This is a genomic window from Prescottella agglutinans (assembly GCF_004011865.1).
GTDB classification, from domain to species: Bacteria; Actinomycetota; Actinomycetes; order Mycobacteriales; family Mycobacteriaceae; genus Prescottella; species Prescottella agglutinans.
Genome location: NZ_RKLP01000002.1, coordinates 307,815 through 320,243, shown reverse-complemented (window position 1 = coordinate 320,243; position 12,429 = coordinate 307,815). Strand labels below are relative to the sequence as shown.

Genomic DNA, 12,429 nt, shown 5'->3' with positions numbered 1-12,429 from the left:
TTCGGGAAACGGTGCTCAGGAAACGGTGACGGAGGTGTCGGTGCTGCCCGATTCGGGGCGCGGCGCGGCGGCATCGGCCTTGGCCTTGGCGGGGCGCAGGAACAGCGGCATCACGATCGCGAGGTACGCGATCCACGCGACGAGCTGCAGCACCGTCGGGTCCGGGCGGAAGTTGAAGATGCCCTGCAGCACGGTGCCGTACCAGCTGGAGGTGTCGAACACGGACGAGGCGTCGAACGCGAGCGTGGAGCCGCCCGGCAGCCAGCCGGCGATCTGAAGCGCGCGGACGCCGTAGGCGAGGATGCCCGCCGCCACGACGACGAGGAAGGCGCCGGTGTAGCGGAAGAACCGGACGAAGTCGATCCGCACGGCGCCGACGTACAGCAGCACGGTGAGCACGGCGGCGACGACGATGCCGAGCAGCAGCCCGACGAGCGGCCACGCGCTGCCGGCGGTGTTCTCCGCGTATCCGACCAGCAGCAGCGCGGTCTCGACGCCCTCGCGGCCGACGGCGAAGAAGGCCAGCATCACGACAGCGGCCGGCCCGACGGCCAGTGCGCGGTCCAGCCCGGCGCGCAACTGACCCGAGATCGACGCCGCGGCGGTGCGCATCCACAGCACCATCGCGGTGACGATCGCGACGGCGACGAGGGACGCCAGGCCGCTGATCAGTTCGGCGGCGGTGCCGGTGACCGTGGAGGTGCCGAAGTGGATGACGCCGAAGATCACGGCCACCATCGCGACCGCGGCGCCGACACCGATCCACACCCACTTGAGCGCGTCACGCCGGCCGGACTTGACGAGGAACGCGACGAGGACCATCACGACGATGCCGGCCTCGAGCCCCTCACGGACGCCGATCAGACCGCTGCCGAACAACTGGGTGGCGATGGAGGGCGCGTCGGCGCCGGCGGCGAGGACTGACACGGCATGTGCTCCTGGGACGAGTCGGGACGGCCCGGTCTCCTCGTCATGAGGGAAGGCAAGGCAAACCTGGAAGGGCCTTCGGTGAACGTAGCATTCCCTAAGATCGCTAGAAAAACTCCCCCTGCCTGGTCTTTTTTGTCTGGAATGGGGCTTTGGTCCCGATATCGGCAAGCGTCACGACCGCGCGGTCTGGATGATGGACGCCGTGACGAGACAAGCCGCGACCCGGAGCGGGGCTCCCCGGACGAGCACGGCAGCCATGCCGCCGGATCCGTTTCCGCGCCGCCCGCGGCGCCGATTCCGGACCTTCCTCGTCGTGACGTCGGCGACCCTGGTGGCGGTCGCGGCCGTCACGGTCTCTTCGGGGCTGGACGAATTCGACCAGCGCCAACCGCGCATCGAGATCCCCGAGGGCATTCCTCCCGGGCCCGGCGCGCCGCTGCCGCCGATCGACGTCGACGCACCGGGCCGGACCGCGACGCAGTTGGCGGGGTGGGCGGCGCCGCTGTCCGACAGCCTCGCGATCTCGTCCACCGCCCTCGAGGCCTACGGGTACGCGGCCGCGGTGATGGCCGCGTCCCGGCCCGACTGCGGGATCGGGTGGACGACCCTCGCCGGCATCGCCGCCGTCGAGAGCAAGCACGGCACCCACGGCGGCTCGCGGGTGGCGGACGACGGATTGGTGAGCCCGCCCATCCGGGGGATTCCGCTCGACGGGTCGCCCGGTGTCGCGGAGATCCCCGACACGGACGGCGGTGGGATGGACGGCGATGCCACCCACGATCGGGCGATGGGGCCGCTGCAGTTCATCCCGGAGACGTGGAAACGCTGGGGCGTCGACGCGAACGGCGACGGCGCCGCCGACCCGGACAACATCGACGACGCGGCCCTCACCGCGGCGCGCTACCTGTGTGCGCGCGGCGGCGACCTCACCACCGAGGACGGGTGGCGCACCGCCCTGATGGCCTACAACCTGTCCGGCGAGTACCTCATGGACGTGCGGGACCGCGCCGCCGCGTACTCGGTGGGCGTCCGGCGGTGACCGGTGTGACACGCGCGCCTCGGCGCGGGAGTCGGTTACTCCGGTTAGGCTCAGACCTGGCACTATGCTTCCGGCGGCTTCCGGCCGCCGACAACCGGTGGCTCGCTGCCGCCGCCCGCCCGTAGACAACCCAGACGCTGTCTGTCCGGACCGGCACTGTCCGCCCGGAAGCAGTCGAACGAAGCCGCCGAAGGAGAACCATTCGTGGCCATCATTGAGCAGGTAGGAGCTCGCGAGATCCTCGATTCCCGTGGCAACCCCACGGTGGAGGTCGAGGTGCTGCTCGAGGACGGCAGCTTCGCCCGCGCCGCCGTTCCCTCCGGTGCCTCCACCGGTGAGCACGAGGCCGTCGAGCTGCGTGACGGCGGCGACCGCTACCTGGGCAAGGGTGTCCAGAAGGCCGTCGAGTCCGTGCTCGGCGAGATCGCGCCGGCCATCATCGGCCTCGATGCCACCGAGCAGCGCACCGTCGACCAGGCTCTGCTGGACGCCGACGGCACCCCGGACAAGTCCCGCCTCGGTGCGAACGCACTGCTCGGCGCGTCGCTCGCCGTCGCCCGCGCCGGCGCCGAGAGCTCGGGCCTGGAGCTGTTCCGCTACGTCGGTGGCCCCAACGCGCACGTGCTGCCGGTCCCGATGATGAACATCCTCAACGGTGGCGCCCACGCCGACACCGGCGTCGACGTCCAGGAGTTCATGGTCGCGCCGATCGGTGCGCCCACCTTCAAGGAGTCGCTGCGCTGGGGTGCCGAGGTGTACCACTCGCTCAAGGCCGTCCTGAAGCAGAAGGGCCTGTCCACCGGTCTCGGTGACGAGGGCGGTTTCGCCCCCGACGTCGCCGGCACCGTCCAGGCGCTGGACCTGATCAGCGAGGCCATCGCGAAGACCGGCCTCAAGCTGGGCTCCGACATCGCGCTGGCGCTCGACGTCGCGGCCACCGAGTTCTACACCGAGGGCAGCGGCTACAAGTTCGAGGGCAAGATCCGCACCGCCGAGGAGATGGGTGCGTTCTACGCCGAGCTGCTGGGTCAGTACCCGCTGGTCTCCATCGAGGATCCGCTGAGCGAGGACGACTGGGCCGGCTGGGTCGCGCTCACCGAGCAGATCGGCAACAAGATCCAGCTCGTCGGTGACGACCTGTTCGTCACCAACCCGGAGCGCCTCGAGGAGGGCATCGTCAAGGGTGCCGCCAACGCTCTGCTGGTGAAGGTCAACCAGATCGGCACGCTCACCGAGACGCTGGACGCCGTCGACCTGGCGCACCGCAGCGGCTACAAGACGATGATGAGCCACCGCTCGGGCGAGACCGAGGACACCACGATCGCCGATCTGGCCGTCGCGGTCGGCAGCGGCCAGATCAAGACCGGTGCGCCCGCTCGCAGCGAGCGCGTCGCGAAGTACAACCAGCTGCTGCGCATCGAGGAGAGCCTCGGCGACGCCGCCCGCTACGCCGGCGAGCTGGCCTTCCCGCGCTTCGTGTTCGAGGGTGCCGCCAGCTGATGAACCAGCGCGGTAGGTCGCGGTCGGGTCGCCCCGGTGGGCGTCCCGCGCGCCGCGGTGCCGGGTCGGACCAGGGGCCGCGTCGCCCCCGGCGGAGCCGGTCCGGCGGGCCCGCCGCAGCTACCGACCGCTTCCAGGCGGCCGCCCCGGGGGAACCCGGGGCGGCCGGCGGACGCGGAACCGCCGCAGCGTCCTCGTCCCGTGCCCGCGCGACGCGCGGCACGGGGCGGGGATCGGCTCCGGCCAGGGCCGAGCGCACCTTCTTCGGGCTCTCGACCGGGCGAGCCGTCATTCTCGGAGTGGTGATCTGCGCGTTGGCGCTCACCCTCGCGGTGCCGCTGCGCACCTACCTGACCCAGCGTTCCGAGGCCGATCGCCTGGCCTCCGAGCAGCTGGAGCTCGAACAGCAGCTCGCGGAGCTGCAGCGTCAGAAGGAACAGATCGACGATCCCGCGTGGATCGCCTCGCAGGGCCGCGAGCGACTGGGCCTGGTGCGTCCGGGGGAGACGCCGTACAAGGTGCAGCTGCCCGGCGACTACAAGCCGCCGGAGGAGGACGCACCGCCCCCGCCGCCGTCCACCGGCGCCTGGCACAGTGATCTGTGGCAGCGGCTCACCGAGCCGCCGCCCACCACCGAGCCTCGATCAGATGCACCGCCGGCGGCCCCCGTGGCGCCGGCTCCCGCACCAGAAGAACCAGGAGTACCCACCGGGTGAGCGAATCGTCCGTCCCCCAGGAAGACCTCGACGCGGTGGAGGCCCAGCTGGGTCGTGTCCCGCGCGGAGTGCTCGAGATCGCGTACCGCAGCCCGGACGGCCAGCCCGGTGTCGTGAAGACCGCCCCCCGGCTCCCGGACGGCACGCCGTTCCCCACCCTCTACTACTTGACGGACCCGCGCCTGACCGCCGAGGCGAGCCGTCAGGAGTCGGCCGGTGTGATGCGCGAGATGACCGAGCGTCTGGGCACCGACCCGGAACTCGCGGCCGCCTACCGCGCCGCGCACGAGTCCTACCTCGCGGAGCGCAACGAGATCGATTCCCTGGGAACAGATTTCACCGGTGGAGGCATGCCGGACCGGGTGAAGTGCCTGCACGTTCTGATGGCCCATGCCCTCGCGAAGGGGCCGGGCGTCAACCCGTTCGGTGACGAGTCCGTCTCCCTCGCCGCGCGTGGGAAGCTCCGTGGCACCGCGATTCCCGCCGACTGGCCCGAGTACCAGGGGCCGGCCGACACCGGGGACGACGAGTGACCAGGGTCGCCGCGATCGACTGCGGTACCAACTCGATCCGACTGCTCGTCGCGGACGCCGACGAGCACGGGCGGCTCACGGATGTGACCCGGCTGATGCGGATCGTGCGCCTCGGGCAGGGGGTCGACGCCAACGGCGCCTTCGCTCCCGAGGCGATCGAGCGCACCCGCGTGGCGCTCGCCGAGTACGCCGACATCATCCGCGAGACCGGCGCGACGGCCGTGCGGATGGTCGCGACGTCGGCCACCCGCGACGCCGCGAACCGGGAAGACTTCTTCGCGATGACCCGCGAGGTGCTGGGGGCCGTGATCCCCGGCGCCGAGGCGGAGGTCATCACCGGAGACGAGGAGGCGCGACTGTCGTTCGCCGGCGCCGTCGGCGAACTCGACGCCGCGGAGGGTCCGTTCGTGGTGGTCGACCTCGGCGGCGGGTCCACCGAGGTCGTCCTGGGCGACGACGCCGGCGTCCACGCCGCGTACTCCACCGACGTCGGCTGCGTGCGGGTCACCGAGCGGTGCCTGCACGACGACCCGCCGACCGACGAGCAGGTCTCTGCGGCACGCGAATTCGCGGCCGAACGGCTCGCGGAGGCGTTCGCCCGTGTGCCCGTCGAGCAGGCGCGCACCTGGGTCGGGGTCGCCGGGACGATGACGACGCTGTCGGCCGTCGCACAGAACCTGCCGGAGTACGACGCCGACCGCGTGCACCTGTCGAGGCTCAGCCTCGCCCAGTTGCACGACGTCGCGCACCGTCTCGTGACGATGACGCACGACGAGCGCGCGGCGCTCGGCCCCATGCACCCGGGTCGGGTCGACGTGATCGGAGGCGGCGCGATCGTCACGGCCGTTCTGGCGGACGAACTCTCGCGCCGCGCCGGCATCGGCGAACTCGTCGTGAGCGAGCACGACATTCTCGACGGAATCGCAATGTCAGTCCCACTGGGCGGGTCGTGAATTAGCTCACTATTAGTTCCGCCTACACTGTTCTGAGTTCCACGGTCGTGGGCCACCGGAGTCGGGCCGGTGGTGGGCCCCCATAGCCCAATTGGCAGAGGCAGCGGACTTAAAATCCGCCGAGTGTGGGTTCGAGTCCCACTGGGGGCACCGCCACCTACCGGTAACGGAGGTGGCGGTGCCGTGTTCACTCACCTCGGCGTGCAGCAAACGTGCAGCACCCGTGCCGATATCGCCATCGAGCGCCCCTCGGACCATCGGCCGTAGACGGTGAATTCGCGCCGCCACGATCGGTTCCCCGTCGACGAGTGCGGAATCGACAGCGTCCTCCCATCGAATCCGCGCTTGCGCCGGCTTCCCTCCGCCGGTGAACGCCGTCGACGATGCCACTGCTGTCGAACACGTGTCCCCATGGGTCTTGATGTTCGCGTCCTGGATGTAGTCGACGTAATCGGTTGCACTGTTTGATATTTGGATGAAACATCTCCCTACCGGCGCGGGTCGTGGCCGTTCGTCGACCGGCCGCTCACACCAGGGTGGAGATGCAGAAGGGATGGCCTGCGGGATCGAGTAGGACCCGCCACCGGTCGGGATCCGGCTGGAACTCGGGCTTGGCGGCCCCCATGGCGAGCAGTCGGGCTTCAGCGGCTTCCAGATCGTCTACGCCTAGTTCGATATGGGCCTGCTTTTCCTGCGAGGGGTCCGGCCAGGTGGGGCGGCGATAGTCGGTCAACCGGTTGAATCCCAGCCCGGCCGCGCCGGCTTGGCCGAGCAGGACGAAGTCGTCAGTGGAGAAGACTACGGGCAGGCCGAGCGCTTCGCCGTAGAAGCGGGCCAGTTCGGTGGGCTCCGGGCAGTCGAATGTGACGGCCGAGTAGCGGAACGCAGGTGCGGAGGTGGTGTCTGTGCTCATGGAGAGGGACACTAGGACGAGTCCAGGACAGTTTTGGTCCTGGTTGTGGAACACTCCGGAAAGTGATCAACACGTCCGCCCGCCTGCTGCAATTGGTGTCGTTACTGGCCGCCCGGCCGTCGTGGACCTGCGGTGAGCTAGCCGACCGGATGGCCGTCACCGATCGCACAGTGCGGCGGGACATCGCCAAGCTCCGGCAACTCGACTACACCATCGACTCCGACCCCGGACCCTGGGGCGGCTATCGCCTCGGCGCCGGAACTCGGATGCCGCCGCTGATCCTCGACGACAACGAAGCACTCGCTGTGGCTGTCGGACTGCGCGAGGCCGCCGTGAGCGGCGCTCTCGGCGGCCACCAGGCCGCACTGTCCGCACTAGTGAAACTGCGGCAGATTCTTCCGCAACGGATCGCGGACCGACTGGGCGAGATCGACGCCACCGTCGTCCACACCCCCAGGCCCGACGAGCCGCAGATCACGCCCGACATGCTGCTGCAACTGGCCGTCACCTGCCGGCGCGGCGAACGCGCCCAACTCTCGTACCGCGACTGGAAGGGGAATGCGACAGACCGTTGCGTCGACCCGTACCGCCTCGTTCACACCGAACGCCGGTGGTATTTCGTCGCCAGAGATGTTGCTCGAGGCGAATGGCGGACCTTCCGCGCCGACAGGGTGGACCGAGTACGGCCCACAGGGCAGCCGGTGGAACTCATCGACCCACCCGACCCGGCGCTGCTCGTCTCTCGCTCCGTCGCGACCGGGCCTTACCCCCTCCTCGCAAGAATCCGCCTGCCGCTCCCCATGGGCGATGCGCTGCGGTTGATCCCATCGACGGTCGGTACCCACCATCCCGAAGGCCCCCATGCCACGATCGTCGACATCGGCGGCCCCGACGCGGACGGGCTTGCGAAGTACCTCCTCGGCCTCGCCACACCCCTGCGGGTCCTGTCACCGGATCCAGTGCGACAAGCCCTGCTGCACCATGCCCGTCAACTCTGCGAACACAACACGCACAGCGAACCCCAAAGCGGGACAATGGCATCGGAACGAGCATTGCGATCCAGTGATCAGAGCAGCAAGCTGTCGAACTGAAGGACGCCTTTCGCGTGGGGGTGCCGTTCTCCGACCTGCCACCGGCCCTTCTGCGGCTGAGGTGTCGGCCTAGATTCCCATGGACCGGGCGATGACCGGCCAGGAGTTGTGCAGGTCGTCCTGCCAGTAGCCCCACGTGTGCGTCCCGGTGGGCTTGAAATCGAAGGTGGCGGGGATCTGCAGGTCGGCGAGACGGTTGGCGAGGTTGCGGGTGCAGTAGTTGGTGACCAACTCGATCACGCCGCCGCCCATCACCCGGTCGGCGAGCACATTCGGCTGACCGTCGATCCCGGGGCCGTCGAGCGTCTCGTGCGGGCCGGGCAGGCCGGAGGCCGTGGTGATGTAGAGCTCTGTGCCACGGAGCTTTTCGGCGTTGACGACGGGATCGTTCTCGACCCAGCCCGGTCCGTCGAGTGGGCCCCACATGTTGGTGATGTCGGCGCCGCCGCGGATACCGGTGACGATCTGGATCGCGTTCTGGCCGATCAGGGTGCTGGTCTCGGCACATCCGCTGTACGAGCCGACGGCCCTGTAGAAGCCGGGCTTGGCGATCGCCAGGTTGAGCACCGAGGTGGCCGTCATGGAGATCGCGGCGACGGACTGCACCTTGTTGGTGCCGAACTCTTTGTCGATGACCGGCGGGAGTTCCTCGAGCAGGAACGTCTGCCACTTCTGGCGGCCCAGTTTCGGATCGTCCTTCTGCCAGTCGGTGTAGTAGCTGAAGGCGCCCTCGAGCGGGGTGACGACGTTGACGTTCTTGTCCTCGAAGAAGTCCATGACGTCGGTCCTGCGCTGCCAGGTGGCCGAGTCCTCGCCGCCGCCGGCACCGTTCAGCAGGTACAGCGTCGGCCGCGGCTCACTGGTGTCCGCGGGGAGGATGACCTCGAGGGGGATGTTGCGGCCCATCGCCGGCGAGAACACCGAGATGGTGACCTTGCGGTCGGAGTTCTTCGTCGTGTCGACGAGATAGGCGCCGGAGACGTCTGCCGCGGCCGTGGCGCGAGTGTCGGCGAATGCGGTCGCCGGTACCGCGAGCAGTGATGCCGCGGATACCACGACGGCGGCGGCAAGAACCCGCGCCCGCCCGACCTGCGAATTCCTCATGTGAACGTCCTCCGGTGCAACTCGAAACATCACGCGCAATGCTGACGATTCGTGCGCGTGCCGATTCGGCACCGGCGTCCTCCTCGGCCTGGCGATAGCGGCCGCAGATTACCGGCCCGGAGAGTCTCAAATGTCCCGATCAGGGATTCTGGTGCAGGAATTCACCCACCATTTCATTCCTTTTCGATGCTGCTGTGCGGGAGGGGCGGCGCTCCTACCGGCAGTGCCAGTGTCCGTATGCCTGTGGGTTCTGCCAGCGTCGGCACGGGGCGTCGTAGTTGGCGCCCGCCTGCTGCGTGGCCGCCACCGTGGGGCCTGTGACTGCGTGGACGGTGTCGGCGGCTGCGGGGGCCGCGGAGACGGCGATCGGCAGTGTCGCGAACATGGCTGTCACGAGAACCTTTGTGAGAAGGCGTAATCCGCTGGTCGCGCCCCGTCCTCGGGCGTGCTCCTGTGTCATCGGTCCGATCCTTCGTGGCCGTCGCGATGCGCTCGCCGCAGCGGGACGCAATCGGTCGAGCGTGCATCGCTGCTGTACGTCCATCGTAGGGGCCCGGAAGCGGTCGTGGCGGTGCCACTGGAGATGTTCGGGTGAAGCGGTGCGCCCGGATGGCTCCGGTCAGATCGCGACCGCGGCGACACCGACCGCCAGCGCGGACAGGCCCCCGACGACGATGCCCTCGGTCGGGGTTCCGGTCACCGCCATGTCGACGACGGCGGGCAGCAGGCCGGCCGAGGTCGCGAGCGTGAATTTGCCCGGGAATCGACGCTTCCGTGCGGGTTCGCCGGAACCCACGTCGCACGCGGTGTGCCCCGGGCGACTCGACGGAGGCAACTGCGAGGTGAGGAAATCGGGCCCGGTGTACTCGGGGCTCACCTCCGTGTTGGGCACAATTCTGTGCGGCAATGTCTTCTTCACCATCCTGGATTCTGGGTTGCGGAATCCGAACGCGAACGGCGGCTCCCTTGTGGGAAGCGGCCCGGCTCCCAGCGTAGGGGCCGACGGCGGATGGCCTCCAGGGCCTGGAGAGCAACACCACAATCCGGGCCGATGGGAAGACACGGTCTGCGGTACCCGGTCGGGTGACGTCAGACCTGCGATTCGCGGACTGTGCGCTTCGCCTCCGCAGTGACCGGATCGACGTGGTCGGCGAAGTCGTCGTGCTTCTCCAGGAATCCGGCCACGAACGGGCAGATCGGGACGATTCGTTTGGCGTGGGCCGTGGTGTCCTCGAGCGCTGCCCGGATCAGCGTGCTCGCCAGGCCCCGGCCGGAGAAGCGTTCGTCGATCTCGGTGTGGAAGAAGATGCGCTGGTCGCCACTGTCGACGAACTCGGTGAAACCTGCGGTTTCATTTCCGACGCGGATCTCGTAGCGCCGGCTGTCGGAGTGGACCTCGGGTTGTGCGTCCAGTTCGTCGCTCATGATCCCACTATGACGTGGATGGTCTCCCCGCGCGACCGTTGGGGTCGTCGCCGCGTACCCGACGCTCGTGCGTGACTGCCTCGTCGCCGAGTCGGTCCAGCGTCGTCGTCATTCCCTGCCTCAGATGCTCGGCGCGATCGGTCACCCCCGTCAGGCGCTGGAGGATCCGGACGGGCAACGGTGACGGAACTCCCTGCTGCATCGACTCGGTCACCAGAGTGCTGCCACCCGCGGTCCGTTCGAAGGTGTACGTCCACAACGCGCCCGCTCGCCCGGGTACCCGGAACGCGAAGCGCTGCCCAGGCTCTGCGCTGACGACCTCCGGCTCGGTCGACCAGCGTGCCCGTCCGATCCGGTTCGTGCCCTCGAACCGGGCCCCGATGCGCGGTCCGCGGGCGTCGTCGAGCCAGCGCGCGGACACCGTTTCCGGGCTGAAGTCCCCCATCCGGGTGACGTCACTGATCAGGTTGTACAGGGTGCTCGGCCGGGCCGGGATCACCTTGCTCACGGATACGCACACTGGCGCGGGTCTGGACATGACAGGTCTCCTTCAGGAACCGACCTTCGGCGTCGCGCGTTCGATGATCGGAGCGAGGTCGAGGCCGGTCGGCAGGGTGCCGAACACGGTGCCCCAGTCGCCGCCCAGGCGCGTCGCACAGAAGGCGTCGGCCACCGCGGGATGTCCGGTGCGCACCAGGAGCGCACCCTGCAAGGCGAGAGCCATGTCGCCGACCACCCGGCGGGCCCGGTGCTGGAGGCTCTCGACGTCCGCGAACGACGCCTTCAGTGCCGCCACGGCGGCGTCGAGGCGGGCGTCGGCGCCGGCGCTGTCGTCCAGTTCGTCGAAGAACGCCTCCACCGTGTCGGGCCGGCGCGCCATCGCCCGCAGGACGTCGAGCGCGGCGACGTTGCCCGATCCCTCCCACACCGACAGCAGCGGCGCCTCCCGGTACAGGCGCGGCATCCGCGACTCCTCCACATATCCGTTGCCGCCCAGGCATTCCAGGGACTCGGCGGCGTGAATCGGTCCGCGCTTGCACACGTAGTACTTGCTGACGGCGAGGGCGATGCGGCGCAGCGTCGCGGCCTGCGGATCACCGGCGCCGGCGCGGTCGGTGAGGGCGGCGAGCCACAGTGCGACGGTGGTCGCGGCCTCCGACTCGACGGCCAGGTCCGCGAGCACGTTCCGCATGAGGGGCTGGTCGATCAGGTGCGCGCCGAACGCGCTGCGGTGCACCGCGTGGTGGGCGGCCTGCGTGACCCCGACGCGCATCCCGGTCGCCGTGCCGATGGTGCAGTCCAGTCGGGTCATGTTGACCATCTCGATGATCGTCGGGACGCCGCGGCCCTCGTCGCCGACCCGCCACGCGACCGCCTCGTCGTACTCCACCTCGCTGCTCGCGTTCGACCGGTTGCCGAGTTTGTCCTTGAGTCGCTGCAGGAACATCGCGTTGCGGGTGCCGTCGGGCAGGACGCGGGGGAGCAGGAAGCACGTCAGCCCCAGGGGAGCCTGCGCGAGGACCAGGAAGATGTCCGACATCGGCGCGGACGTGAACCACTTGTGGCCGGTGAGCAGGTAGGAGCCGTCGGACTGCGGGACGGCGCGCGTCGTACCGGCGCGGACGTCGGAGCCACCCTGCTTCTCGGTCATCGACATGCCCGCGGTCAGCCCGGCCTTCGTGAGCGGCGGCCGCGCCGTCGGGTCGTAGACGCGCGCGGTCAGCAGCGGCTCGTACTGCAGCGCCAGTTCGAGGTTGTGTCGCAGGGCCGGCACGACGGCGTAGGTCATCGAGATCGGGCAGCCGTGGCCGGCGTCCACCTGCCCCCACACCGCCGTCTTCGCGGCCCGGACCAGGTGTGCGTGCGGGTCGGGATCGGCCCATGGGGCGCCGTGCAGGCCCAGTTCGACGGCGGTGCTCATGAGTTGGTGGTACGCGGGGTCGTAGTCGACCTCGTCGATACGGTGGCCGTAGCGGTCGTGGGTGTGCAGCACCGGGGGATGGGCCTCGGCCAGGTCGCCCCACCGCTGCGCCTCCGCACCTCCGGCGAGCCGGCCGACGCGGTGCAGGTCGTCGAGGGCGGCGTGCGCGCCTTCGCGTCGGAGGGCCTCGAGGATCGGCGGGTAGTTCGCCGCGTCGTAGTCGACGAGCGGCGGGACCTGATTGGTGACCTGGTGTGTGATCCTCATGCGACCCCCTGGTGCGGTGGCGACAGTCGATCCTCCG

Annotated in this window: 14 protein-coding genes and 1 tRNA gene; 7 read left to right on the top strand and 8 right to left on the bottom strand. The window is 69.5% G+C overall.

Annotation, left to right across the window (positions count from 1 at the left end):
• Positions 1–15: 15 nt before the first annotated feature.
• Positions 16–927: an iron uptake transporter permease EfeU gene (gene efeU, locus EGT67_RS05495; protein WP_127915046.1), complete on the bottom strand. Its 912-nt coding sequence runs from the start codon at positions 925–927 to the stop codon at positions 16–18.
• 259 nt (positions 928–1,186) lie between these two features.
• Here efeU and EGT67_RS05490 point away from each other — a divergent pair, with 259 nt between their 5' ends.
• From EGT67_RS05490 to EGT67_RS05465, 6 genes are all read left to right on the top strand, one after another.
• Positions 1,187–1,969 carry a lytic transglycosylase domain-containing protein gene (locus tag EGT67_RS05490; protein ID WP_127915308.1) on the top strand — a complete coding sequence of 261 codons (783 nt, stop codon included), beginning with the start codon at positions 1,187–1,189 and terminating at the stop codon, positions 1,967–1,969.
• A gap of 204 nt (positions 1,970–2,173) precedes the next feature.
• Positions 2,174–3,469 carry a phosphopyruvate hydratase gene (gene eno, locus EGT67_RS05485; RefSeq protein WP_127915045.1) on the top strand — a complete coding sequence of 432 codons (1,296 nt, stop codon included), beginning with the start codon at positions 2,174–2,176 and terminating at the stop codon, positions 3,467–3,469.
• Positions 3,470–3,771: 302 nt separating this feature from the next.
• On the top strand, positions 3,772–4,185 hold the full coding sequence (locus EGT67_RS25255; RefSeq protein ID WP_241565902.1) for an FtsB family cell division protein: 414 nt from the start codon (positions 3,772–3,774) through the stop codon (positions 4,183–4,185).
• Positions 4,182–4,718: a DUF501 domain-containing protein gene (locus EGT67_RS05475; protein WP_127915043.1), complete on the top strand. Its 537-nt coding sequence runs from the start codon at positions 4,182–4,184 to the stop codon at positions 4,716–4,718. The genes EGT67_RS25255 and EGT67_RS05475 overlap by 4 nt, the downstream gene beginning before the upstream one ends.
• The gene (locus EGT67_RS05470) at positions 4,715–5,671 is read left to right on the top strand and encodes a Ppx/GppA phosphatase family protein (protein WP_127915042.1); all 957 of its coding nucleotides are present in this window, start codon (positions 4,715–4,717) and stop codon (positions 5,669–5,671) included. The genes EGT67_RS05475 and EGT67_RS05470 overlap by 4 nt, the downstream gene beginning before the upstream one ends.
• A gap of 76 nt (positions 5,672–5,747) precedes the next feature.
• Positions 5,748–5,821: transfer RNA gene (locus EGT67_RS05465), tRNA-Leu, on the top strand.
• Positions 5,822–6,197: 376 nt separating this feature from the next.
• Here EGT67_RS05465 and EGT67_RS05460 read toward each other — a convergent pair.
• The gene (locus tag EGT67_RS05460; RefSeq protein WP_127915041.1) at positions 6,198–6,584 is read right to left on the bottom strand and encodes a VOC family protein; all 387 of its coding nucleotides are present in this window, start codon (positions 6,582–6,584) and stop codon (positions 6,198–6,200) included.
• A 62-nt stretch (positions 6,585–6,646) separates the two neighbouring features.
• On the opposite strand from EGT67_RS05460, the gene EGT67_RS05455 reads away from it, so the two are divergent.
• Positions 6,647–7,675 carry a helix-turn-helix transcriptional regulator gene (locus tag EGT67_RS05455; RefSeq protein WP_127915040.1) on the top strand — a complete coding sequence of 343 codons (1,029 nt, stop codon included), beginning with the start codon at positions 6,647–6,649 and terminating at the stop codon, positions 7,673–7,675.
• 69 nt (positions 7,676–7,744) lie between these two features.
• Here EGT67_RS05455 and EGT67_RS05450 read toward each other — a convergent pair whose 3' ends face one another.
• The 6 genes from EGT67_RS05450 to EGT67_RS05425 form a co-directional block, all read right to left on the bottom strand.
• The gene (locus EGT67_RS05450; protein ID WP_127915039.1) at positions 7,745–8,779 is read right to left on the bottom strand and encodes an alpha/beta hydrolase; all 1,035 of its coding nucleotides are present in this window, start codon (positions 8,777–8,779) and stop codon (positions 7,745–7,747) included.
• 214 nt (positions 8,780–8,993) lie between these two features.
• Positions 8,994–9,173: a hypothetical protein gene (locus EGT67_RS05445; RefSeq protein ID WP_127915038.1), complete on the bottom strand. Its 180-nt coding sequence runs from the start codon at positions 9,171–9,173 to the stop codon at positions 8,994–8,996.
• Between the two features lie 225 nt (positions 9,174–9,398).
• On the bottom strand, positions 9,399–9,671 hold the full coding sequence (locus EGT67_RS05440) for a hypothetical protein (protein WP_127915037.1): 273 nt from the start codon (positions 9,669–9,671) through the stop codon (positions 9,399–9,401).
• A 197-nt stretch (positions 9,672–9,868) separates the two neighbouring features.
• Entirely contained in the window at positions 9,869–10,204 is a 336-nt protein-coding gene (locus tag EGT67_RS05435) for a GNAT family N-acetyltransferase (RefSeq protein WP_127915036.1), read from the bottom strand.
• Positions 10,205–10,211: 7 nt separating this feature from the next.
• The gene (locus tag EGT67_RS05430; protein WP_164877488.1) at positions 10,212–10,712 is read right to left on the bottom strand and encodes an SRPBCC family protein; all 501 of its coding nucleotides are present in this window, start codon (positions 10,710–10,712) and stop codon (positions 10,212–10,214) included.
• A 42-nt stretch (positions 10,713–10,754) separates the two neighbouring features.
• On the bottom strand, positions 10,755–12,392 hold the full coding sequence (locus EGT67_RS05425; RefSeq protein WP_127915034.1) for an acyl-CoA dehydrogenase family protein: 1,638 nt from the start codon (positions 12,390–12,392) through the stop codon (positions 10,755–10,757).
• Positions 12,393–12,429: the final 37 nt, after the last annotated feature.

Coding starts and splice junctions, on each gene's coding strand:
- EGT67_RS05425 (WP_127915034.1), bottom strand. CDS start 12,392: ATGAGGATCACACACCAGGTCACCAATCAGGTCCCGCCGCTCGTCGAC.
- EGT67_RS05435 (WP_127915036.1), bottom strand. CDS start 10,204: ATGAGCGACGAACTGGACGCACAACCCGAGGTCCACTCCGACAGCCGG.
- EGT67_RS05460 (WP_127915041.1), bottom strand. CDS start 6,584: ATGAGCACAGACACCACCTCCGCACCTGCGTTCCGCTACTCGGCCGTC.
- EGT67_RS05450 (WP_127915039.1), bottom strand. CDS start 8,779: ATGAGGAATTCGCAGGTCGGGCGGGCGCGGGTTCTTGCCGCCGCCGTC.
- EGT67_RS05490 (WP_127915308.1), top strand. CDS start 1,187: ATGCCGCCGGATCCGTTTCCGCGCCGCCCGCGGCGCCGATTCCGGACC.